This window comes from Nguyenibacter vanlangensis, from assembly GCF_038719015.1.
Lineage (GTDB): Bacteria > Pseudomonadota > Alphaproteobacteria > Acetobacterales > Acetobacteraceae > Gluconacetobacter > Gluconacetobacter vanlangensis.
The window spans coordinates 3,643,359-3,666,102 of record NZ_CP152276.1 but is presented as its reverse complement, the minus strand read 5'-3'; the positions used below and the strand labels follow the sequence as shown (position 1 = coordinate 3,666,102).

26 protein-coding genes and 1 pseudogene are annotated in these 22,744 nt (G+C 59.5%); 16 read left to right on the top strand and 11 right to left on the bottom strand.

Going from position 1 to position 22,744, the window contains the following annotated elements; all coding sequences use genetic code 11:
* Positions 1-17 precede the first annotated feature (17 nt).
* A complete protein-coding gene (locus AAC691_RS17095; RefSeq protein WP_342627792.1) occupies positions 18-824 on the top strand; it encodes a hypothetical protein in 807 nt (268 codons plus the stop codon).
* A gap of 587 nt (positions 825-1,411) precedes the next feature.
* On the opposite strand, the gene AAC691_RS17090 is transcribed toward AAC691_RS17095, so the two are convergent.
* Positions 1,412-2,398: a 2-hydroxyacid dehydrogenase gene (locus AAC691_RS17090; protein WP_342627791.1), complete on the bottom strand. Its 987-nt coding sequence runs from the start codon at positions 2,396-2,398 to the stop codon at positions 1,412-1,414.
* 66 nt (positions 2,399-2,464) lie between these two features.
* On the opposite strand from AAC691_RS17090, the gene AAC691_RS17085 reads away from it, so the two are divergent.
* Genes AAC691_RS17085 through AAC691_RS17040 form a run of 10 tightly spaced genes read left to right on the top strand, consistent with a single transcriptional unit; the run spans position 2,465 to position 10,963 of the window.
* On the top strand, positions 2,465-3,328 hold the full coding sequence (locus AAC691_RS17085) for an SDR family oxidoreductase (protein ID WP_342627790.1): 864 nt from the start codon (positions 2,465-2,467) through the stop codon (positions 3,326-3,328).
* 45 nt (positions 3,329-3,373) lie between these two features.
* A complete protein-coding gene (locus tag AAC691_RS17080) occupies positions 3,374-3,745 on the top strand; it encodes an acyl carrier protein (RefSeq protein ID WP_342627789.1) in 372 nt (123 codons plus the stop codon).
* Positions 3,746-3,765: 20 nt separating this feature from the next.
* Complete coding sequence (locus tag AAC691_RS17075) at positions 3,766-4,884, top strand: hypothetical protein (RefSeq protein WP_342627788.1); 1,119 nt, start codon at positions 3,766-3,768, stop codon at positions 4,882-4,884.
* On the top strand, positions 4,830-6,245 hold the full coding sequence (locus AAC691_RS17070; RefSeq protein WP_342627787.1) for a beta-ketoacyl-[acyl-carrier-protein] synthase family protein: 1,416 nt from the start codon (positions 4,830-4,832) through the stop codon (positions 6,243-6,245). Before AAC691_RS17075 ends, AAC691_RS17070 begins: the two co-directional genes overlap by 55 nt.
* Before the next feature lie 7 nt (positions 6,246-6,252).
* Positions 6,253-7,692: an AMP-binding protein gene (locus tag AAC691_RS17065; protein WP_342627786.1), complete on the top strand. Its 1,440-nt coding sequence runs from the start codon at positions 6,253-6,255 to the stop codon at positions 7,690-7,692.
* A 1-nt stretch (position 7,693) separates the two neighbouring features.
* The gene (locus AAC691_RS17060; RefSeq protein ID WP_342627785.1) at positions 7,694-8,947 is read left to right on the top strand and encodes a hypothetical protein; all 1,254 of its coding nucleotides are present in this window, start codon (positions 7,694-7,696) and stop codon (positions 8,945-8,947) included.
* A 26-nt stretch (positions 8,948-8,973) separates the two neighbouring features.
* The gene (locus tag AAC691_RS17055; protein ID WP_342627784.1) at positions 8,974-9,402 is read left to right on the top strand and encodes a hypothetical protein; all 429 of its coding nucleotides are present in this window, start codon (positions 8,974-8,976) and stop codon (positions 9,400-9,402) included.
* The gene (locus AAC691_RS17050; RefSeq protein ID WP_342627783.1) at positions 9,392-9,820 is read left to right on the top strand and encodes a hypothetical protein; all 429 of its coding nucleotides are present in this window, start codon (positions 9,392-9,394) and stop codon (positions 9,818-9,820) included. Before AAC691_RS17055 ends, AAC691_RS17050 begins: the two co-directional genes overlap by 11 nt.
* Positions 9,817-10,356, top strand: coding sequence for a DUF6622 family protein (locus tag AAC691_RS17045; protein WP_342627782.1), 540 nt, complete (start codon positions 9,817-9,819; stop codon positions 10,354-10,356). Before AAC691_RS17050 ends, AAC691_RS17045 begins: the two co-directional genes overlap by 4 nt.
* 25 nt (positions 10,357-10,381) lie before the next feature.
* Positions 10,382-10,963 carry a hypothetical protein gene (locus tag AAC691_RS17040; protein ID WP_342627781.1) on the top strand — a complete coding sequence of 194 codons (582 nt, stop codon included), beginning with the start codon at positions 10,382-10,384 and terminating at the stop codon, positions 10,961-10,963.
* A 22-nt stretch (positions 10,964-10,985) separates the two neighbouring features.
* Here the strand turns inward: AAC691_RS17040 and AAC691_RS17035 are convergent, their stop codons facing one another.
* Entirely contained in the window at positions 10,986-11,300 is a 315-nt protein-coding gene (locus AAC691_RS17035) for a pentapeptide repeat-containing protein (RefSeq protein ID WP_342627780.1), read from the bottom strand.
* Between the two features lie 81 nt (positions 11,301-11,381).
* Here AAC691_RS17035 and AAC691_RS17030 point away from each other — a divergent pair, with 81 nt between their 5' ends.
* Entirely contained in the window at positions 11,382-12,056 is a 675-nt protein-coding gene (locus tag AAC691_RS17030; RefSeq protein ID WP_342627779.1) for a 4'-phosphopantetheinyl transferase superfamily protein, read from the top strand.
* Positions 12,057-12,067: 11 nt separating this feature from the next.
* Here AAC691_RS17030 and AAC691_RS17025 read toward each other — a convergent pair whose 3' ends face one another.
* The gene (locus tag AAC691_RS17025) at positions 12,068-12,841 is read right to left on the bottom strand and encodes a LuxR family transcriptional regulator (RefSeq protein WP_342627778.1); all 774 of its coding nucleotides are present in this window, start codon (positions 12,839-12,841) and stop codon (positions 12,068-12,070) included.
* A gap of 205 nt (positions 12,842-13,046) precedes the next feature.
* On the opposite strand from AAC691_RS17025, the pseudogene AAC691_RS17020 reads away from it, so the two are divergent.
* Positions 13,047-13,442: pseudogene (locus AAC691_RS17020) on the top strand (IS5 family transposase); the annotation flags it as partial.
* Positions 13,443-13,535: 93 nt separating this feature from the next.
* On the opposite strand, the gene AAC691_RS17015 reads toward AAC691_RS17020, so the two are convergent.
* The 6 genes from AAC691_RS17015 to AAC691_RS16990 form a co-directional block, all read right to left on the bottom strand.
* The gene (locus tag AAC691_RS17015) at positions 13,536-14,864 is read right to left on the bottom strand and encodes a hypothetical protein (protein WP_342627777.1); all 1,329 of its coding nucleotides are present in this window, start codon (positions 14,862-14,864) and stop codon (positions 13,536-13,538) included.
* Positions 14,865-15,069: 205 nt separating this feature from the next.
* Positions 15,070-15,885: an outer membrane lipoprotein-sorting protein gene (locus AAC691_RS17010; protein WP_342627776.1), complete on the bottom strand. Its 816-nt coding sequence runs from the start codon at positions 15,883-15,885 to the stop codon at positions 15,070-15,072.
* Positions 15,878-17,278: an FtsX-like permease family protein gene (locus AAC691_RS17005; protein ID WP_342627775.1), complete on the bottom strand. Its 1,401-nt coding sequence runs from the start codon at positions 17,276-17,278 to the stop codon at positions 15,878-15,880. Before AAC691_RS17005 ends, AAC691_RS17010 begins: the two co-directional genes overlap by 8 nt.
* Positions 17,275-18,045: an ABC transporter ATP-binding protein gene (locus AAC691_RS17000; protein ID WP_342630256.1), complete on the bottom strand. Its 771-nt coding sequence runs from the start codon at positions 18,043-18,045 to the stop codon at positions 17,275-17,277. The genes AAC691_RS17005 and AAC691_RS17000 overlap by 4 nt, the downstream gene beginning before the upstream one ends.
* Before the next feature lie 73 nt (positions 18,046-18,118).
* Entirely contained in the window at positions 18,119-19,351 is a 1,233-nt protein-coding gene (locus AAC691_RS16995; protein ID WP_342627774.1) for a hypothetical protein, read from the bottom strand.
* A 33-nt stretch (positions 19,352-19,384) separates the two neighbouring features.
* On the bottom strand, positions 19,385-20,032 hold the full coding sequence (locus tag AAC691_RS16990; RefSeq protein WP_342627773.1) for an acyl-homoserine-lactone synthase: 648 nt from the start codon (positions 20,030-20,032) through the stop codon (positions 19,385-19,387).
* A 162-nt stretch (positions 20,033-20,194) separates the two neighbouring features.
* On the opposite strand from AAC691_RS16990, the gene AAC691_RS16985 reads away from it, so the two are divergent.
* From AAC691_RS16985 to AAC691_RS16975, 3 genes are all read left to right on the top strand, one after another.
* Positions 20,195-20,374, top strand: a complete 180-nt coding sequence (locus AAC691_RS16985) for a hypothetical protein (protein ID WP_342627772.1) — start codon at positions 20,195-20,197, stop codon at positions 20,372-20,374.
* Between the two features lie 69 nt (positions 20,375-20,443).
* On the top strand, positions 20,444-21,037 hold the full coding sequence (locus AAC691_RS16980) for a hypothetical protein (RefSeq protein WP_342627771.1): 594 nt from the start codon (positions 20,444-20,446) through the stop codon (positions 21,035-21,037).
* A gap of 211 nt (positions 21,038-21,248) precedes the next feature.
* Positions 21,249-21,725, top strand: coding sequence for a hypothetical protein (locus AAC691_RS16975; RefSeq protein WP_342627770.1), 477 nt, complete (start codon positions 21,249-21,251; stop codon positions 21,723-21,725).
* 103 nt (positions 21,726-21,828) lie between these two features.
* Here the strand turns inward: AAC691_RS16975 and AAC691_RS16970 are convergent, their stop codons facing one another.
* Together AAC691_RS16970 and AAC691_RS16965 are read right to left on the bottom strand one after the other, a co-directional pair.
* Entirely contained in the window at positions 21,829-22,215 is a 387-nt protein-coding gene (locus AAC691_RS16970; protein ID WP_342627769.1) for a type II toxin-antitoxin system VapC family toxin, read from the bottom strand.
* A 23-nt stretch (positions 22,216-22,238) separates the two neighbouring features.
* Complete coding sequence (locus AAC691_RS16965) at positions 22,239-22,499, bottom strand: type II toxin-antitoxin system VapB family antitoxin (protein ID WP_342627768.1); 261 nt, start codon at positions 22,497-22,499, stop codon at positions 22,239-22,241.
* Positions 22,500-22,744 lie beyond the last annotated feature (245 nt).

Here is a 22,744-nt window from a genome sequence, read left to right as displayed (position 1 = left end):
CGGGCCGACATTCGGGCGTGCAAAATCGCAGCCCATATACCGGCAAGAATCCACAGATCGAGAAGCCGGCACCGGTCGAGAATGTCCCCTGCCCTTCGGACACCATCCGTGAGAGACGATCAACGTGGTATCGAGGATGCATCCCAATGCCCAAGTCATCTATCGTCTCCTTCCTCGTGAAGGAGGTGAAGGAAGCGCTTCCGCCGATGATATTCTTTGCCATCGGGTTCAATCTGATCGTCCTTACCACGAACCTGATTCTGAGACATTATCAACTTCAATTCGCCAACCACCTGCTGGCGACAACGGCGGCGCTGATCGTGGGGAAAGCCGTGCTGGTCGCGAACGCGCTGCCGTTCTTCCATCGTTTCGACAATGCGCCGCTCATCAAGCCGGTCCTGTTCAAAAGCAGCATATATTTCCTGGCGACCGCTGCGGCACGTATTCTTGAACGATTGATCGAATTTCTGATCCATGGCGGCACGGCAAGAGGACTTCCGGAATACGTTACCGCGAACTTCATATGGGGCCGGTTCCTGGCGGTCCAGATCTGGATCGCGGTGCTTTTCCTGATCTACACGTTCATTACGGAACTCAACAGGCTGTTCGGCGATGGTGAACTGTCCAGGATCCTGTTCACCTGGCGTCCGACGGAACTGAAAAGCGCGCGCCGGAGAAAAATCCGCACGTTGACGACGCTTGCCCGGCTGGCGGACGCCCATACCGTCGATGACCTGCGCAATCCGGCAACACAAGCCCATGCGGAGATGATCGCGCTGATCGGCAGTCTGGCGAAGGCCGCCTCCCCTTCGCGGCGGACGTGATGCTACCGCAGATCTGAATGCGCCCGCCCGCCGCAACCGACGGTAACCGGCCGCTCATGGCCGCCTTATGATTGAATTGGGTGGTTGGTAACTTCACGTCGTTATTGACGTTGTTTGGGAGGTGAGGATGCGGCACGAGATCCTGATCGGCGTGGAGCGTCGGCGGCGCTGGTCAGATGAACAGAAGATGCGGGTTCTGTCCGAGGTTGGGGCGGACGGGGCGACGGCCGGTCGATCGGCGTTACGGGCGATCGCCCAGACACCTTGCTGGCGCGGATCATCCGGATCGCGGAGATGGCATGATCGGCGTGGGAAACGGCGTTCGCGTTTATCTGGCGTGCGGCGTGACCGACATGCGCAAGGGGATCTCGGGACTGGCGGCCCTGGCGCAGGACGAGGACTACAGGGGCGAGTGTCGCGGCCCATTGGGCGACGGCGTCACGAGTATTTGGAATACGCCGCGTCCGGCCGGAAGGCAGATCGCAGAGATCGAGGAAGGCGCGCGAAAGATCGCAGCCGACCACGGGCTGTGGCATGGTGAAGGTTTCTGCCCATGTCATGCGGGATCGAATGTCCCAAGCAACTGTTCAGGGTTGAGCAAAGGCCGAAGGGACCCATGCTCTCAAACGGGCTCCAGACCCTCGGGGGGGGGAAGCCATTCCAAAAAAATGCCGATCCAGTTCCGCGATGGCGGCGGCCTCCATCGCCGTGACGGCTTCGAGTGTGCTGGCGCCGACATGCGGAAGGACGATTACATTCTCCAGCGCCAGCAGGGCGGGCGACACGCTCGGTTCGGTGGACGTGACGTCAAGGCCAGCCCCCCATAGATCGCCTTGCCGCAAGGCGGCGATCAGGGCGTTTTCATCGACGACGGCGCCCCGCGCAACATTCACTAAAACGCCAGAAGAGCCCAGCGCGCGAAGCTCCGCGGCTCCGATCACGCTCCGTGTTTCCGGTGTGCTGGGGAGAGCTAAGAACAGCACGTCTGATTGTTGGGCGAGTTCCAAAATACTAGGGTAGTAACTCCAAGGTACATCGCGGGCGCGGCGCCCCGTATAGGCAATGCTCCCGCCAAATCCCGCCAGACGCTCGGCGATTGCAGTGCCGATGTGCCCCAATCCGACGATCCCGTAACGCAAGCTGGAGGAGCGCCGCCCCAGTCTCGGCACCTCATGAGCCCAACGACCGGAGCGCACGAAGTCAAACGCGCTGGGTATGTTACGAAAAACATTCAGCATAAGGGCGATCGCAAGCTCCGCAACATCGGCTGTTGAGGCATAGGGCGTATTGGTGATAGTGATCCCGCGATCCCTGATGGCATCGACATCGACGCAATCCTGCCCGATGCCGCAAATCGCGACGATTTCGAGATTCGGCATCAGATTTGCCTGCGAGAGCGAGATTCCCACATGGGCTGGGGTCAGCACCGCACGGGCGGACTGACCGTGCGTGTGCAGCCAGTTTTGCTGAACATGAAGCCTTCTAGGAAGTTTCCTGACATCATAACGCATGTCGAGCTCGTGCTGCGACGAATTAAGCATCATGCCCATCTGCACGACGACCGGCCGTGTCATTCTTGACCCCTTTTGCATCATTATGAGCAGCATCCCGTTGGACGGCTCATGGATAGATCGTAGGCCGTGAAAGTAGAAATGACATTGCGAGGTTTATCCCCCCGCATTTTTACCAGAGTTACGAACGCCGCAAAAAACGATCTTATCGCTCTGCAACACCAAACGGGCGTAAGAAAAATGTCATCGACCGAAATAGAGCAGGAAAAAACGCCGCCTCATGCCGTAGTCATAGGCGGCACATCCGGGATCGGGTTCTGTATTATCGAGCGTCTCATTGCGCTCGGATACGTCGTTTCTTTCACTTATAACAGTGGAAATTCATCCGCTGATAATATGAGTGCACGTTTCGAGGGGCGGGTGCGCGGTTATCGCGTCGATCTTAGCTCTTCGGAAAGTGTGGCGAGTTTCGTCGAATGCCTGCGTGATGCACCGGCGCCGGTGGCCCTCGTCAACACCGCGGGTGTGTTGCAGGAAGGCTTGGCGATCGGCGCGATCACGGAGCGTCTGCGTTTCGTCAATACGGTCAATTTTCTTTCCCCGGCCATCATCGCCAGCGAAGTCGCGACGCTGATGGCCCCGGCGCGGCGCGGCGCGATCATCAACGTGACGTCCATCGCCAGTCGCAAGGCCGGTGTCGGAAACGCGATTTACGGAAGCACGAAAATCGCTCTCGAGCGGTTTACCGCGAGCCTCGCGCTTGAGGTTGCAAGGTTCGGCATTCGGACGCTCTGTGTCGCGCCGGGCTTCGTCGATACCCCCATGTTCCGCAACTACGCGAAAGGAAAAGACAATGATCTCATCTCGAAATTACCTACGCGCGAGATTCTTGCCCCTGAAGATGTCGCCAATCCCGTCATCGCATTCATCGAGGGACGCCTGAAAACGACGGGAACGACCATCGTGCTCGGCAATGGCGAAATGACGTTCTGACCAACTCAATTCACATTTCCAATTCATTCGAAGGAGATTCGAAAAATGACCATCAATAAAAATGATATCGCCAAGATCGTCAGCGAAGTCATGTATCTCGACGATGCTTCGGCCATCGAGACGGCTCGTTCCCTTTTCACGGAGTATGGGATGTCGTCGCTCGATTTCGTAGATTTCGCGTTTGAGCTTCGCAACGTTACCGGAAAGACTTTTACGCCCGATGATCTCTGGCCGGTCAACGCTATGCTGGCTGATCGCACATGCTTCGCCGCCGGGACCTGGACCGATATCGGCCGCGCCAAGCTGGAGGATGTCTTCGGCAAGGACAGTGATATCGTCAAGGGTGAGCCGACCGCCACCGAGCTCTACTCCCACTTCTCCATCGATTTCATCGAGCAGCGCCTCACCGCCATCTGAAAAAAGAAGGGGAACGTCAAATGTCCAGAGTCTTCATCCACAGTATCGGCGTTCATGCGGAGCGTTGCTCTGGACTGGCGGCGCTGGCGCAGGCCGTCAACATGCGGGAATCGCCTTCGACTACGCCTGCCAGCGTCTATGCCGCGCCTTCCATCACCTTAGGCGCGGCGGCGCTAGCGGCGATCGCCCGCGAGGACCGCTCGACTTTGAGCCCGCACACCGTCGCCTCGCTGAACGCGATGGCCGACGCTCTAAGCGGCAATGTCCCTGGTAATGATGCCGCAGATCAGGCGGCGAACGACGACCATGAGAATGTCCCCGTCTTCACCGCGACGGACAGCGCGGAATACGGGTTCACCTCGCTTTGCGGCCTGATGGCCAAGTATCCCGGGCGTGAGGCCCTGATGAACCATCTGGGCGAAATTCGCGATTATGGAAATCCGCTCAACATGATGCGGCTTCTTTCCACAAACACTCTTTATCACGCGTCCAAGCGGCTTGAGGCTCATGGGGGGGGGTATCCGATCCGCGCAATGTCACTCAGTGGGCTTTGCGCGCTTGAGGATGCTTGGCGTGAAATCATGACGGACCGGGCCCCGAATGGAGCGGCGGTCGTTGCCTCGGGAAATATGCGCTCCTTCGATGCTCTCGTGGCTTTCGGGAAGATGGGGCTTGTCGGCAAGGATGAAGAGCCGGGGCAGATCGACCCAACATTCGGCGCGGCAGCTCTCATGCTGTCGGCACAAGACCATCCCTATGCTCTCGCTGAAATCATTGATGCCTCTTCCCTGTTCGCCCCGGAGCCCTGGCCCCAGGCCGCGACATGGAAAAAGCTGTTCACGCGCGCCAAGGAGCAGTGTGGCACGCCAGATATCATCGTGGCCTACCGCAACGGAGCCCCGCTTCTCGATGCGGCAGAAAGGGAAGCGCTGGCTGCGATTTATCCGGATGTGCCTCAGAAGGCCTTCAAGAATCTGATCGGGTACACCGGCAAGCCCAACAACCTGCTTGATCTCGCGGCGATCCTCGTCGATGCGACGGTGCCGCCGGGTGCGCTGATCATGATCAACGGCGCGGGACTTGGATGGGGTGTCGGCTGCATCACGCTGCGCAAGATCAGAACACCGTCAACGCATTGAAAAACTTCTTTTTAATCGAAAACAGGGAGTTCGCCCCAAGGGGCGGCTCGGAGAAAAAGCGAGAGACCGCCATGACCCATTCCCCTGTCTGCATCAGCGCGATCGGTGCTATCACACCGCTTGGCGATACGCTCGATCAAGTCAGCGCTGCTCTTCAGGAGGGCCGCACCGGCATTCGTACCATCAAGAAATTTGCTACCGATACCTATGCCACCAAATGGGCCGGTCTCCCCGAGCTGGGCAACGACACGATACGCTGGCCGCGCGAGCGACCTGGCCAGGTAGCCCGGCCGGGCGAAATTCTCTACGCCGAAAAGGCGCTGAACCGCCTTTTGGCCGAATTCAACCCTTCCGACGCCTATCAGGCAGATCGGATCGGTTGTGTGATCGGGGTTGACGAGCCGGCCATCGATATTGAGCGATGCAGTGATCTTCTCGCCAAGATTGGTGTCGAAAACAGCAATGATCGCGAAAAACTCGTCGCCAACGCGATCGAGCATTTTCGTGTCTCAGAATTGCTCGATCTTGACGTGACGAGTGTCGTCCGGGCCATTCATCGCCAGGTTCGCTTCAGCGGATACACGCGTTGTCATGTCGGCCTGTGTTCCGCGTCGCTTCAGGCTCTGGGCATGGCGACGGCCGCGATCGACGATGGCCGCATCGATGCGGCCATCGTCGGTGGGGTTTCGGCCAAGGTCACGCCGCTAAATGTGGCGCGCCTTGAAGGGATCGGCGCCGTCTGCACGGACCCGCAGCTTGAGGGGCCGGCCCGCTCACGCCCGTTCGATGCGCGACGCTCCGGCTTCATACCGGCGGAGGGAGCGATCCTCTTCGTGGTCGAGCGCGAAGATGCGGTACGCCGGCGAGGACACACGCCTTATGCGCGCCTGATGGGGTATGGCGCCTCGTTAAGCGCGGAGCACATCGTGGCACCGCATACCCAAGACAGGGAAATGTTCCTGTGCATGCAACGTGCGCTCGCGCATTCCGGCCTTAAGGCGCAGGACATCTCCTGCATCAACGCGCACGGAACGTCTACCAAGCTCAATGATCTGCATGAGAGCCGCGCGATCCGCCGCCTCTTCGGCGACACGCCGATGCCTCCTGTCACTGCGGCCAAATCCCTCCATGGGCATTTGATCGCCGCTGCGGGAGCGATGGAAGTCATGGGGGTGATCGCGAACTTCCGCGACGATTTCATCGGCGCTATCCGCAATCTTGACGAGGTGGACCCGCGGATCGAAGTGCCTCTCGCGCGGAGCACCAGATCGATACGTTTAAATAACGTTCTAAAGAACTCCTTCGGAATGGGCGGGCTGGCCTCGTCCATGGTTCTTCAGAATCCGTCTCTCGCGGCGTGAGGGTGCCATGCGCTTCCATGAGTTCCTCACACGTCCGGGCTGGACGCTACGATGGCGCGGCGATGAACTCGACGCCACGCAAGCGGCGCGGCGCTGCCGGCAAGCGATCCTGGCCCTACGTGCGCAGCCTCCGGTGCCGGAATCATTGTCGATTTTCGTCGCCTTCTCTCCGATCGAAGTCGTCATCGCGCTCTTCGTGATCTCACATGAGGGGCTGCTCGCAACGATCGTGACGCCGCGCGCCGTAGCGAGCGCGATGCAGGGTTTCGACACGGGCACCACGCGCCTCCTGATGACGGAGGGACGGCCGATCCCCCCTGTCCTTCAAGGATGCCAAGTTGTGCGTCTGCCATATGCCGCGCCGCCAGCGTCGTCGAATGACGACGGTGCGCCGCTCGCGCCTTCCGCGCAGCCTGCACGGATCGTGTTCAGTTCATCTGGGACGACAGGGCGTCCCAAGAGGATCGTGCATGACGAGGAGCGTCTCGTGGCCAATGCGGCCCGTGTGACCGCCTATCTCGGCCTTACGGCATCGGACCGGACGCTCTGCGCATTTCCCGTCAACTATATGTATGGCCTGTCCACCACCCTCTGCACCCTGCATTCTGGTAGCGCTATCGACTATATCGATTTCGTCGACTCGCGCCTCGTCGCCGTCGAGGCCGAGCGGCGTGGCACCACGATCCTGCCGATCCTGGGGGATTGGTGCGTCGGGCTAGCGCAGCAATGGGCGCGCTCGTCTTTCGTTTCAGCTGATCTGCGCATTCTCAATGCTTCGGATCGCCTCACCGTCGATCATGTCCGCGCGCTCCGGCCTCATTGCGGGGCGATCTGGAATAATTTCGGCCAGACCGAAGCGGGGCCGAGACTCTTTGCGATCGATGTTTCCTCCATCGAGGATTTTACACGTTTCGAGCACGATGGCGCAATCTCGGCAGGCTATCCGATGCAAGCCGAGATCGAGACCCGCATCGCGGACGCAAATTATGATGGAATCGGGCGGCTTTTCTATCGTTCGCCCTATGCGATGCTCGGCTTTTTGAAGTCGGACCTCGCTCTTGTTCCCGCCCCGGAATGGATTGAGAGCGGGGACCATTTTCGGCGCGATTGGGATGGTCTGCACAGCTGGGCTGGCCGCACATCCCATCTGGTGAAGATCAACGGTCAGCTTATCTCGCTGCACGCCGTTGCCGACTCCCTATGCGGGCTGCATGGTGTGTCCGGCGTAGGTTACGCCAAGACCAAGGAAGGCGTTCTCGTGCTTTTTCTCGAAGCGGCCGATGTCGCCGCCACGCAGGCCGAAAGGCTCGCACTTGAGCGGATCGTCGAGCCCATAATCCCCGGTTTCAATTTCCGCCTCAAATTCCTGCCGAAACTGCCGCGCACCGAGAGCGGCAAGATTGATCATCGGTCACTCGCTCAACGCATTCATCTGGAGACAATCTGACATGAACCACATGATACGCGCGAACGTCGCGCCCGCCACATCCGTGCGCACGACTTTTTATTCTCCTTTCAAAATAAAAACAGTTGTCGAGCGGCTCTGGTCGGTGGCGGGCCACGAAGGCGCTGCTCCGGCCGTGCCGGATCTCGAGACATTCCAGAAAAACGTACCATGCCTTTCGGGCCAGGATTACGCCGCTCTTGCCCGACGGGCCTACGCCAATCGTGGCGGCGCACCGGTCTATATCGGTGGGTCCAGCGGCACGACCGGCCCGTCCAAGCTAGTGATGTCCCGAATTCTGCCGCCCGGCATCCGCCATAGCGATGAGGACAAGCTTCTCATCCATCGAATCCGGAGCGCTGGACTTATCCGTCGTAGTGACGTGTTTCTCAACCTCTTCATGGTCGGGAATTTTTCGATCCTGCATCACGGGATGAATTCGATCCTTCAGGCCTGCCAGGCGACGATCCTTCCCAATGGCGCCCGCGCCGCGGATATGACCGGGCCGGCGCTTGATCTGATCGAAAGCTGTGGGGTGAACGGCCTCACCGGAACACCGGCAACGATCGCACAATTCGCCATCGCCTTGAGCGAAGCCGGCAAGACGTTGCCTATACGCAGCATTCTCTATACTGGCGAGGCCTTCGGCGGCGCAAAACGCAAGCTGGTGCAGGAGATTTTTCCGCACGCCCGTATTACCGGTTTCTATGGGCTCTCCGAGGCAGGGTTTCTCGGCATCGAGACGACATCCGCCGGTATCTATCACGTCCGCTCCGACGCATATTTTCTGGAGCTGGACCCGCAGGACCGCCTTCTGGTCACGTGTCTGGACCCTCATCTCCCAGTACCCATCGTGCGTTATATGACAGGCGATCGTGTCACGGTAGCGAAATCTGGGCGGGATATCTTACTTTCGGGAATCGCCCGCACGGGGCGCGACTTCAACTTCATGGGCAACATCATCGATACGGATGATGTGCGATCGGCGATCGGCATGGCCTCGGGCATGACCGATCCGGACATCGAAATCCGCCTGACGGCCGACAGTTTCGGGCGAGATATCATGCGTGTGGGAGTGTTCGGGCTAAGCGACGACGCCGGCGCCATCATTGCGTGCCACAACGCCCTTCTTGCCCTCCCGGCGCTCTCCGAGGCGGCGGATAAGGGGCAGGACATTCATGTAGAGCCGCGCGGCTTCGAAACGCTGGCGACCACGGATCGCCACAAACAGCGGCTCGTAATCGACGATCGCGCCTGACGCGGCCTGATAAAGGGAGAGATGAGATGAGGCATTTTCTTTCTATCTGCGGTCCGCTGACCCGGGACGCGGACACGATGACGGCGATACTCGACCTATCGCGCTATCTCGATTGGCAGCAAGCCGATACGACCTTTCTCCTGATCGAGGGGGTCAATCAGTTCTGCGCGCGGCTTGGGCGTGAATTACTGCGCGGGCCGGATGGCGTGGCGCCGAGAGTTCTTCCCGCCACGATCAAACAACTCACCGTCGATCGCGCCTCCGATGGGTCGGCCGACACGCTCATCTATCGTGCGACGGGACGCGGGCAGATTTTTGGCACTACGGTGAGGGTCGAAGCGATGCTGACGCCCGCCTCGTTCGAAGCCAGCGCGCCACCGCGTGCCGCCGTCTTGACGACGGTTGTGGTGGCAGCGGTAGAAACTGGGCGGGAGGCCAAAACCCATGCTGCATGAGGATGCCCCTTTGGCCCTGTTCCGCCGTGAAGTCGGCGGCTCGGGAACGGAGTTCAGCTTCGTCATCCAAGCTGACCATGTGCTGATGGACGAGCACTTTCCCGATTTTCCAGTCGCCCCTGGTTCACAGGTGCTGAATTTCATCTGGCAGGAAATATGCCCCTCGTCCACCGCGTATGAACGCGCTGGCGTGGATGTCATCGATGCGCGGTTTCAGCTTCCTTGTCAGGCGGGCATCCGGCTTACATGCTCGTCCAGCAACATCGTTCTCGCCGGCGCGATGCGCCGCCGCGTGCGGGTGACGGGGCCAGACGGCCGTGTCCATCTGCAGGCGATCCTTTCCGCCCCGGATCCGTCGCGCGGTTCGCCGGGTCTCCTTCCCGCCGATCGGCCGGGGGCCGTGGAGGTAGCGTCATGAGCGACATCCTGAGCCACACCCCCATCTGGATCTGGGTCATTCTCTTCCTGCTAGTCAGGCGCGGTTTTGCCGCTTTGCAACCGGAGCGCATTTCGATCGCCCGGCTGTTCATCCTGCCGCTCGTGATGATTGGATGGTCGCTATACGCGCTGACGACACAGATGCACGATGCCCCTGCGGCGCTTGCCGGATTCGTGGGTATCGGCCTGATTGTGACGGTCATCATGCATCGCCGTATCCGCCTTGCGGACGGGCTTGTCCTTGAGCGCGGCACGATGACTTTGTTGCGACCCGGCATGCCCGCCATCCTGATTGTATCGATCGGCGGGTTCGGTGTTCGCTATGCGCTCGGCGTGGAAGTGGCGACCAACCCATGGCGGGTTGGGGATGTTTTTTTCACGACGATCTACGGCACAATGTCCGGCCTTGTTAGCGGTGCGGCCCTGGGGCTCGCGACCGGGCAGGTCGCCGCCGCGCTCCGCCCTGCCTATTCAAACTTCACGCCGCGTTTCGGACGCCAGTTCGACGACATCTAAACCTGACCACGAGGAGAACGCCGTCATGTATCTACGTATTGTTCGAAGTGCCCTGCCTCTGATCATGGTGGTCGCCATTTCTCGGCTTCTTCCGCCGGATTGGGCCGCGGCGAGCTGGGCTGTCCTGCTCGGGGTGCATATCCTGATTGCGTGGCGGCGGCTTCGCACCGGAAGTTGGCTCTCCTGGGCCGGTGCGGCGCTGCTAGCGCTTTTCTTCCTCAACGACGTGGCTGTTCATGTCATCTGGGCGGACCGCCACGCAACCTTCCTCTTTTATGCCTTTCTCGCAGTGACGGGCCTGACGAGCCTTGTCGTCAATCGCCCGTTCACGCTGGCGGATGCCCGCCTGGCCGTGCCGCGACAGCATTGGAGCACTCCAGCTTTCATCGCGATCAACCGTACGATTTCGGCCGCGTGGTCAGTGACCTTTCTGGTGAATGCGTTCATCGCAGGCTGGTCACCTCTCGATACGGAGACGACTGCCGGGATCTGCTATCTGGGAATCATCGCGACGATCATTTTCAGCGATCGCTACCCAGCCTGGTGCCGCCGGCGCATGGCGCGCGCGCGGAGCGGTTTCGTGAGCGCGTCGGAGGCGGCACGATGACGCACCGGATCACCTTGTGCCTTCAGGACTCGGTGCGCGTTTTCCGCCAGGCTGCGAGCAGCTCCGCTGCGGGGATTCCCTCGATCGTCAAGCCTTCGAGATGGCCTTCGCGAAGAGCGATATTCTTGAAGGACACCTCGGCGAAACGCGCGCCATCGAAACGCACGGAATCGAACGAGCATCCTTCGAAATTCGCTGTGTCAAAGGATGCTCCGGCGAACGTCACGATCGAGAAAGCGCTCTCGGCGAAGCTAACCTCGACAAACGAACTGCCGCCGAATTCAGCTGCGCTGGCCTCGATCTGGTGTTCGCAGCCGGAAAAGTTGATTGTGCTCATTGGCGCTCAAATCCTTTCTCGATGGAATGAAAACAGGTGCCGGTTCATGCCCTGCACCCCCAAGCTTGAAGGCGTTTCACCATGATTCCGGTGCAGGAATGGCAAATCGAGGTCCCGTTTGCCGCATTGCGTCCCCGCCTCTTCAGTATCGACGCCCGGCAGACGAGCGACCAGGACGCGCTTATTTTCGCGGAGACGTTGAGCGAGGAAGAACGCCTTCGCCGTGATGCGTTGCGTTACCAGGATGAGCGCCGGCTGTTCGAGCTGGCGCATGGCCTGATGCGCAGTGCGGCGGCAACCTGCCTCGGCGTGCCGCTTGATCATGTGCTGATCGAAAGTCGCGTGGGACGAAAGCCTCGGGTCGTCTGGCCTGTCAGCAAACTCGATATCAGCATGGCGCATGCGCGGCACAGCGCCGTGTGCGCCGTCTTCGAGAATGGCGATGTCGGGGTCGATGCGGAATTTCTGCGTGAGGGACGCACGCGCAACTGCGCCTGGCTGCTTTCGCCGGAGGAGCAGGCCTGGCTGAAGCTGCAACCTCCCGGCACCGCGCGTGAGATCTCCATCTGGACCTTGAAGGAAGCTGTCGCGAAAGCTCTGGGGGTTGGCATGCGGCTGGATTTCAGCGCCTTCTCCATCCGCACGCAGCCTCCCGGGATGATTCGCGCGCCGGCCGGCTATGATGGGCGATGGACTTTGTGGCAATCCAACAGGGATCGGATGCAGGTGGCTCTCGCTTGGCGTACGCAAGAATAAGGCCCTGCTTCTCATGGGTCGAACCGAATCAAGCCCAGGACGATCGCCTTGACGACGGCCTGGGTGCGGTTCGTGGCCTGGAGTTTGCGTTTGGCGGAATCCAGGTAGAACTCGACGGATTTTTCCGAGATTTCGAGAATACGCGAAATATCCCACGTCGACTTTCCACGCGCGACCCAGCTCAGCGCCTCGCTTTCGCGGTTGGAGAGAAGGGTCTTGCGCCGACGGCTGTTATCGGTTAGCCCTTCCTCTATTACCACGCGCGCCGCATGATCGTGCAAATGCAGGGCGAGGAGTTGCACGAGATACTGCATCTCGACTGAACGCATCGTTTCGGAAGCTGCGCTTCCCGGGATCAGACTCAGCGCCGCGACCTCGCCATTCCGGGACATCAGGGGAATCGTTAGGCCGTTTTTTAGCCCAGCATCCTGCGCGTCCTCCAGCAGCTGACGCTGCTTTTTCGACAGTTCTTCCGCGTCAATCGCATCGCCCCAGACAAAGGGCGAGCGCTTATCGAAGACCTTGGCAACGACGGGATCTTCATGAACATAGCCATTGGCGACGTAATGTCGAAGCCATTCGGTCGGGTAGGTAGTTAGGCCGTAAACCTGTCGGGCGCCGAGGTGATCCACATCAGGTGTCTTGACGACATGGTAGGCAAAATGCGTGAAGCCAAGCCGATCGACCATTTCTTGCAAGAAATTCCGGATCTCACCACCTGTCGAAAGGTCGCGAAGGGCCTCGCTGAATTTGTGCAGATCAATGCCCGAACGGTTCGTCAGCATGCGTGGCGTCCTCGTTACCCTGTCACTATTTAATTACGAAATGTGATCACGCGGCGCAATCGCGCAAAGGTGCGGAGCGGGTCAAAGTTCCGCGGAAGCACACCTGAGAAGTTCACGAGTTCGTGATTATGATCTGTTAGATCTTGTAGGTTATTCTCGCATACAAGGAATGATTGAAAGCAATGGGACACAGATTTTCACCGACGGCTATGGAACCAAGGTCTGCGTAGTCGCTGACGGACGTGGCCGTGCCGCCACCTTCACCCTGGCTCCCGGTCAGGCGCACGAACTGCCGCTCGCACCCGCCATGCTCGACCGCATGCCACGCGAGCCATTATGGGTCGTCGGTGACAAGGGGTATGCTTCCAATGCCTTCCGGGACCATGTCTGGGCCATGGGTGCGCGACCAGCGATGCCGCCCAAGCGCCGGGACGCTGCCGTTGCCTGTCCACAATGGGTTTATCGAAACCGGCATCTGGTGGAAAACCTCTGGGCCCGTCTGAAGGAATGGCGCGCCGTCGCAACCCGATACGAAAAGACCGCCACCTCGTTCCTCGCTATCCTTCACCTCGCAGCAGCCGCAGATTGGATCAAGATCTAACAGACCCTAAAATCCGGAAAGACAAATCGCTTTGCGGGCTTCGCCGCGCGCCTGCCGGGGGCGATAAACCCAGGCTGGACCGATTTCTTTTGCTTATAAACGGTAGGAAAGATAGGCTGAGACAAAACGCGTCGCCGGACCTGAGCCGTAATCGCTGCGCGCGTCACCCGTGTAGAGGCCTAGCTGGGCGGTCAACTGCAAATGTCGGGTCAGGGCCTGAGAAAGCGTCATCTGGGTCAGGGTGCTGCCGTCTTGCGAATCGATAAAGGTAAAGGCGGAGAAGCCCAGCCCGCGCCGACCGAAGACTCGGTTATCGGAGATACGGAAAAACCAGGCATCGCATGTGATCGGCTCTTCCTCTCCGCTGCGGCGCGCCGCTTCGAGTGATAGGCGGTCGAGGGCGGCTTCGTTCGTTGTGGAGCGCCATGCGTTCCATGCGTGATGGGAGAGCGCGTCACCCGTGTAATGATTCTCGAGAGTAAGGGAAATGCCGATCGGTGTCGTCCACGTCAAGCCCGCAGCAATGCGCGCGCGCCAGCGGACGGGGCCGGCGATTCCGGCCATCGTGCCTTCCGGAACCGCAGTCAGGGCGTCCGGGCCTTGGAGAATATTGAAGCGTGAAATTGCCGCCTCGGCGTAGACGACGATCGAGTCCCCGATCAGCGCCGAGCTGTCGATACCGATCCGAGGTGTTTCATGCTCACGGATAACGGCGATCGCATCCACGGAGAGACGCTGGCTGATCTGCGGCGAGATCTTGAAATATCCCGTATGCGCCGTATTCGTGCGGTTCAGATCTAGGCTGAAGGCCGGAATATGCTGAAGTGTCATGAAAGGATCGTGCTGCGAGGAGAGACGGGGCGCGTAAGCCGCGGTCACGCCGCCCCAGGACCACAATTTCTGCGCGCGCACCATGAAGACCCCTAGGCGATCCTCCCGCAAGGCGCTTGGATCGAGCGTCGTGGCCTGAAGCACGGAATTGGTCTTAAAAAAATCCGTCGGGTTGTAGCCAGAGGCGACACCGTTGCGGATGTTGATCCGCCCCAGATCGATGAACACGGTGTTCGCGCCGCTCCCGCGCCAGCTTGCCGAGACCTCGCGCAGAGCATTCAGCGTATGGCTGGCAGCGCTGCCGGTCGTCTCCGCTGGTCGAAAATTATGCAGCGTCTGGATCAGATCCAGGCGATCGGACAAGGCTATCGACCAATGCTTGCCGAGCCGGATATGCCGCCGATACCCCGTGACGATGCGGGTGTTATCCGATGTGCCCCAGCTCTTTCCCGTGTAGGTGAACGCGAACTCATGAAAGCTCTGGTACCAAGCTTGAAGTTCGATCCCCTTCAGGATGTCGGCCTGCGTGTCGCCATCTTTCGAATTTTGGGCTGGGGCATGTTCATGCTGTTGTGGCAATGGATCAATCACTGCGCCCGGAAGATCCGGGGCTGCGGTGGACGGCCGCGTGGATGGGACCGGGGAGGAAGGGGTCGGGGACGAAAGGACCTGTTTCTCCGGCGGAAGGACCGAGCCAGGGAGATCCGGCGCCCGTGCGACCTGGGCCCTCGCGCCATGCGATACGATGGCGGCGACGCCGCACATCGCAAGGGCCGCATATCCCGCCCTCTGCATGTCATTCCTCCTCGAAACGCGGCAGGTAGTCGCGCTGGAACCAGGCGACGGAAATTTCCCGCGGGGTAAACGCTCCCGTGCGCATGACCGTGATCCAGTGAGGATTGAGGCCATCGAGAATGACGGTCTCGGTCGGGCGTTGAACGCCGAGGACGTTGTCGAACCGACGGAAATAGGCCGTTTTCAGAACGCGTCCCTCGGAAGTGAGGAAATTGATCTTCACCGGTACGGCGGTGGTGCGGTCGATCCAGTAATCCGCCCCGTTATAGGGAACATCTTCGCGTTCGGCCGTGAGGTGCAGGACGGCGCATTCATGCACATGGTGCGCGGCGTCTTCCGTATTTTCAGTGCGCAGCAAGGTCGCGCGATAGTCCTTGCCCAGATTGGTCGTCATGACATCGCCATTCGATGCCTCACCCAGCAAGCGGGCCTGTGGCGAGATTCGCACGCTCGCCGCGCTTGCGGGATCGAAGAACCAAAGATCGACACCTTTGTGCAAAAGCAGCTTGCCGTTATCGCGGGCCGGGGCTTCGTAGCGAACCAGGTTGTAATATTGTCCGGAGTTTTCCGACGGGCGGGAATAAATCATGAGCGCCGCGCTGTCGCTCTGCGCACCGTCGCGATACTCAGTCAGCGTGACGCGGGCAGAAAACGATCCGGGCGGATTACGCACGGCGTCCGAGCGAGTCAGAAGGTTCTGGGCATCAATTGTGGACGAGGCGGGCGCCTGCGCCAAGGCGATTGAGGAAGCGGATGCGCTAAGGGCCGCGAACGCGACGAGCAGGCGCGCAGCGAAGGCGGGGGCGAGATCAAGCATGTTGGAGAGCCTTTGTGATGGGGAGACGGGAAGCCCGGCTAGCCGGACGAAGGGCCGAAAGGCATGCGAGGATGGTCAGAACCAGGACGCTGGCGATCAGCGTTTCATGCTGCGATACCGTTTCGATCCGAAGGGGTATCGGTGCAGATCGTCCCGGGGGCGTCCATGTCATGCCGGCGGCATTCACCAACCGCGCGATAAGCAGGCCGCCCGCGACCCCGGAAACGGCGCCGATCAACCCGAGCAAGGCCCCCTCGATCAGGAAGACCATGCGGATTGCGGAGCGTTCGAAGCCCAGCGCGCGCAAGGTGCCGATTTCGCGTGTCCGCTCAGCCACGGCCATGGTGATGGTGTTCGCGACTGAAAACATCGTCACCAGCCCCATCAACACAGCAATGAAGCGAAAGATCGTTCTGTAATTATTGACGATCTGATCATAGATCGGGCTGACTTCATGAAAATCCACCACCGTCAGGCCGGGATCGATGCTCTTGACGACGCGCTCGAGGATCGGATGTGCCGGGGCCATCATGCTCGTCTGGCGAAGCTGGACGATAATCGTCGAAGCCGCCTTCACGCCGGGGCCAAAGACGAGCCTCTGCCCCAAGGCCAGAGGCATGGCGACGTAGGTGGCGTCCACATCCCGGATCGCCTGGCGTTCGGTGCGTAGCACCGTCATTCTCATGACGTTCGGCAGACCCGTCGGCGATGCGGCGAGAAGATCTACGCTGATGCCAGGCTTCGGGGCGGGACGGACGGCCATGGACGTGGCGGCGAGCGCAGCCAGATCATCCGGCGTGGTAGCGCCCGGCGCGCGCTCTGCGGGGGAGGGCATGATCTGCGGCAGGGCGCGGCAATGCGGCACCTTCAGATCGCCACACAGATCCAGAAGCTGCGCCAGGCCCACGCCCATCACGCCACTGTCGGGCTGGTCCTCGTTCAGTGTGGCGCGCGTCGCCGGCATATGCATGTCGAAACCGTCCCACGCGCCAAGAGCACGGCGCTCCGACGGATTCCATGCCTCGCCGGCGAAGGAGGATGATTCATCGCGACCGTCGCGCCCTACAATTCCGTAGACGTCAAGCTCCGGCGTCACGACGGCGATCCGGCTTTGGAGAGCCGCTTCCTGACGTATGGCGGCGATGACTTTCTCATAATTATGGATCGAGAAACGACCGGGATTGCCACGCCCGAAATCTAGATAGCCGTCACGTACCACCTGCAGATGGCCGAGCGAGCGGACGGTGCCGGTCTGCATGCCATGAATCATGTAGCTGACGTATCCGTTGAACAGCACGATCGCGGCCGTTCCCAGTGCGACGGCGACAATGGACGGCACGGATCGCCGACTGTTACGCACGGTATTGCGAAAAGCGATTTCAAACCCGCTCATGCGCGTGTCTCCTTTACGGGGGCGAGAGATCGGCTGCCCTGGTGAAGCGCACTCAGGTGGCCGTTTGCGATTTCGATATGCGTGTCTGCCTCGCCGATCAGGCGCGGATCGTGGGAGGAAAAGAGGAAAGTCGTTCCAATCTCGCGCTGCAGGGCGCGCATCGTCTCGATGAGGGCGATGGCTGTGCGTTCGTCGAGATTGGCGGTCGGCTCGTCCGCGAGGACGAGTGCAGGTGATTTGACGAGCGCCCGCGCCACGGCAACACGCTGTTGCTGGCCGCCCGAGAGCTGAGCCGGCTTGCGATGGCTCAGCCCGCCGAGGCCGACACGCTCCAGCATCTCGCCCACCATCCGGCGACGGCGCTGCCGGTCCGGCTCGATAAGCCGCAACGGAAATTCGACGTTTTCGAAGGCCGTCAGCACAGGAAGAAGGTTGTAGTTTTGGAAGACGAAGCCCAGCGTCTCGGCGCGAAACGCCGTCATCCGTCGCTCGTCGAAGCCGCTGGTGTCTTTTTGGGCGATCAGGATGCGGCCGCTCGTCGGGCGGTCCAGGCAGCCGATAAGGTTTAGCAATGTGGTTTTGCCGCTGCCCGAAGGGCCCGTCAGGACAGCGAAACCGGAAGCGGGGATTCGGAAACTCACATCGTCGAGTGCCACGGCGGCGGAGGCGCCCTGACCAAAATGACGCGATACGTTCTCCACACAGACGGCAAAGGAGTCATCGGCCGGTGATCGTGACGAGGGTTCGTAGGATCGGAGTAAGGGCATGACGTTCAAGACGGTTCTCCCATTCGGGTGGGCACAGGGCCGCTCAAGTCGGCTTTTCGTGCGGGAAAGGGCATCAGACAGGCTCGATCAGCAGTGATTGATTGAAGGCGGCGTTGAGTTCGGTCGCGCGAGCGAGGAAGTCGTCAGTCGTTTCGGATCGATAATCGATATGGGCGATAAAATCGGTGCAATGCGCCGCTAACGCCACGAAATCCGTCATCGTCTTGCGGTAGCTGACGCGCTCGACCCATGGTCGAATCAAGTCATCATGGCTGGCGATATTCCGGATGAATCCGGTAGCGCTGCTGCGAAAGCCGATGAAGCACGCAATGCCGGCGCTGCGTCGGATGGCCGACAGAACATCGCCATAACGCTTGAGCTCGAGCTGGAGGGAGACGCGCGCCATATTGATCCCGAACTGGCTCTCGATCAGACGCATGACACCCCCGCCGCCGGGACGTGCTGCAACTTCGCAAAAAACGATTTCGTCCTTACTTTTGTAGAAACATTCGAGATGCATAACGCCGTTTTCGAGACCAAGCCCAGCGCGAACTTGCTCGGCATAGGCAACGAAGCGGTCCTGCTGCTCACCCTCGGGCAGGACATACGACACGAAAGGTGCACCGCTTGAAAAATCGACATCCGCCATACCCGGTTCGTTATAAATGACTGCTGTGAAACGAATCTTACCACCGATGACGATGGTGTTGACGTTATAGAGGGGGGCGGAAATGAATTCTTCCGCTTCGAAAATCTCGGGATCACGGGTTCGCGCAGCCCAGACGTCGAAGGCATTCAGATCGTCAATGAATGTTACTCCACGCGAGCCGAAGCCCTTGCGTTCTTTCAAAACCACTCGACCGTGACGCGCCAGCAAATCGCCGACACCGGAACGTTCGACATTGTGCAGGTAGGAAGGAACCCTTACCCCGGCTTCTGCGAGGATGGCCTTCATCACCGTCTTGTCGCGAAAACGCAGGGCTAGATCCGGGTCGATCCCCTCGACGCCCAGAAAAAGGCGAAGCTCCGCCGCGATTTCCATCAGCGACTCGTCGATTAGCCCCACGGACGTAAAAGGCTGTGTATGGTGCTCCGCTTCGACGGCGGCAAAAATCTTCTGAGCTGATGCGAATGCAGGATAGGGGAGAGTCTGGATCGGACCGGAAAATAATTCTGCTGCGTAACGGGCCGAGCTTGTATCGGTGAGCAGGAAGACGGCGTCGGACAGGCCATCAAGAACGCAGGCACCGGAATTATTCCGGAAGAGAAAAGATGGTCGTGGCGCCAAGAGTAGCAAGCGTGGCATAGGGAAATATCCTCTTTTGAATGACGGGAAATTTCAGGCGGCCATCGCCACAAATACGGGATGCGACGGAACGATGATCGGCTCTTCCACCCGCGGAGTGCCGAGGCGATTCTGAACGGCGCTCAGGACATCCTTCGAAATTTCGAATTTCAGAGGAACGGCCATACGACCGTCAAAGCGCTGCGGGCCGCCCAAGCGCGCAAAGCGGCAACCCGCCTGGGAAAGGAGGCGTTCCATTCCAGCGTAGGAAACGGAAATGAAATTCCGGAGGCTGTTGTTTAGACCGAATTCCTGTAACGCCATGACAAGCTGCCCGACGGGATCGCTGCAGCCGCCCAAGCGCTCACGATTGGGCTCAACCACAAAGCGCGTGACCTCAAGAACATCCTCACCGGTTGGGATCGCCTGAGGATCGAGAGTCGGAAAAAGCTGAGCAAGCAGGAAATGGCTTGTTGTCTTGATCAGACGAACACCGGCGATGACCTCGCTCTGCGCATTACATACTAGAATATATATCGCGTCCTTGGTGTCGAATCTGTCATATTCGAAGCCAAGAGCTGAGCTTTGATCCGGAGCTGTCCAGCCGAGACGTTCGACGAAGACTCTGTAGCGTAATTTTGCAAATGAAGCCACATATTGAGCGTTGCAGGCGATATTCGCACAAGTAATAATCTTAATCATCACCACCATCCATCAAATGCACTGATGGGGTTACGATGACGTTTCGATAAAAAACTGAATAACCGCGAATAATGCTCTAAGGCTTAAGCCCTAGGAAAAATCCCAGGAGCAACATTTGTTAAAATCAGGCTTAATGCGGCTCACGAACTATGGAGCGCGCAGATGTCCAATATGAGCGAGAAAGAGGAAACGCGAGTTGAGCGCCTTGGCGCTGGGCTCGAATTTCTCAAACGCGAGGCGATGCGCTTCAATTTGCCATCAGTCGCCAAAGCAATCGAGCGCGTTATCGTGATTCTCAGAGAGGAGATTAAGAACAGCTATGACAAGGGGCACCGACACTGAGCGGCCATTACGTGACGGACGACCAGAGTCGAGATCCCGACTTCCGTTTTCTCTCATCGGAGCCATGCGATGAATCGTACAGCACTACTTCACGCTTTCATCCTCGAGATCGGGGGCCTTCTCCTGTTTTGGGGGCTAAATGCGTTGGGTCTGGCTAAGGCTGCAGCACCGGCGGTGCTGGTCTTCGTTCTGCTTGATGCCTTGCGCCGCTGGCGCAAGTCCCTTGGCTTTCCCAGAGTCTGGCGCCTGTTCAACGGGTTGGCCGTTCTTCTAGTGCTGCTGAATGTCATGCTTTCCGGGTATCCAACGGCGCATTACGAGGGGGTTGCGGTCAACCTATTGATCTCTGCCATATTCGCTTGGAATGCCTCGGGCAAGAAGCCCTTGGTTCAGGAACTGGCGGAGCAGCGGCAGGGCTTTCCCTTTCCGGAAGATAGCGCGGATCTTCGGGCTTTTTTCGCTGTGTATAGCAGGATATGGGCGGGATATTTCCTGCTGCGTGCGGTTTTCTGGTTTTGGTGTGCTGAAGCATTGCCAAGCGCCCGCGCGGCGACGCTGGAGGGTCTGATCGGGCCGCTTAGCTTGGCGGCAATGATTATGATTAGCTTTCGGGGCCGATCCCTGTTTCAGGGTGCACGCGCTCTTAAGTTGTTCCGCACTTGAACGGCAACGTTATGAGGCATGATGGAATACACGCCTCATATCGCTGATGTGATGATGGGGGCCCATCAGCCGCTCGTTGTCGAGTTTCAGATCGAACGGCAGCGAGGCTGGGGTCCGGTGAGATTCGGTCCGAAAACGTACGTTCTCATGACTGTCATTTGGGAGGTGTTGTCACAGACAACCTGACAATTATCCAGTTGCGGCACGACGTGTGGCAACGGCTGCCGCCCAGGCGCTGGGGCGGCCGCTCATCAAGCCGGTCCTGTTCAAAAGCAGCATATATTTTCTGGCGACCGCTGCGGCACGTATTCTTGAACGATTGATCGAATTTCTGATCCATGGCGGCACGACAAGAGAACTTCCGGAATACGTTACCGCGAACTTCATATGGAGCCGGTTCCTGGCGGTCCAGATCTGGATCGCGGTGCTTTTCCTGATCTACACGTTCATTACGGAACTCAACAGGCTGTTCGGCGATGGTGAACTGTCCAGGATCCTGTTCACCTGGCGTCCGACGGAACTGAAAAGCGCGCGCCGGAGAAAAATCCGCACGTTGACGACGCTTGCCCGGCTGGCGGACGCCCATACCGTCGATGACCTGCGCAATCCGGCAACACAAGCCCATGCGGAGATGATCGCGCTGATCGGCAGTCTGGCGAAGACTCCTTCCCCTTCGCGGCGGACGTGATGCTACCGCAGATCTGAATGCGGCCGCCCGCCGAGCCCCCGGAGCAGTCGGTCCGTGAGGGTCGTCTGGTTGTCAGTCACCGTGCGTTGCCTCTTTCGGCTGGTTACGCCGTCCAGTCTTCGGTCTTCAAATGGGGGATCTTGCAAAAACCTGCATCATTGGTGACAAGCGTCACATTCATATCCAAGGCATGCGCGGCGATCAGTAGATCGAGGGCGCCAACCACCTTTCCGGATGCCTCCAGCGAGGCACGGAGCCTGCCATATGTATCGGCCGTCGATGACTCCCAGGGCTCGACGGTGACGCGCTGAAGAAACTCTCCTACAATCCGTTGGAGGCGCGTTGCCTGCGGGCGCTTGGCGATGCCGAAACGCAGTTCGCCCTCGGTAATGACAGAGATACACACGTTTGCCATCGGTGTCCGAGACAGGTTCTCCAGCGCCCGCGGGTTCCCCTTGAGAATGTAGCTCACGGTATTGGTGTCGAGCATCCACGAAGTTGCCGGACCGACGCTCATTTTGGCCCATCGGCGAACGGATCGCGTTCGTCCTGGTCTTGGGCGCGATCAGCGGGGTCGAGGAAGTCATCCGGCACACCGCCCGCTTTAATGGCCGCAAGCAGGCCGTCCCAGCTCTCCGGGCGGCGCGACAGGATGACATCTCCGGTAGTTTCGTCCCGGCGAATAAAGACCTCCGTGCCTTCGAAGCGGAAGGCGGCCGGCAGGCGAACCGCCTGGCTACGGCCATTATTGAAGATTTTTGCGACCTGGGTCATCACGCCCTCTGTGATAGGTGACATGGTATATATCACCATGGCATACGGCATGGTATATATCAAGCGCTACGTGAGGCGGTCGGATCGTTGTCGGTCATTGGCGCTATCCTTCTTCATTTTCCTGGCCCGTCCGGTTGAGAATCCCAGCCGCAAGGAGCGTCTGCACATCGCCGTGAACGGCTTTCACACCCCGATCAGCCCTGCGTGCACCCCATGGATCCCCATACCGCAGGTCCCGCCGATCC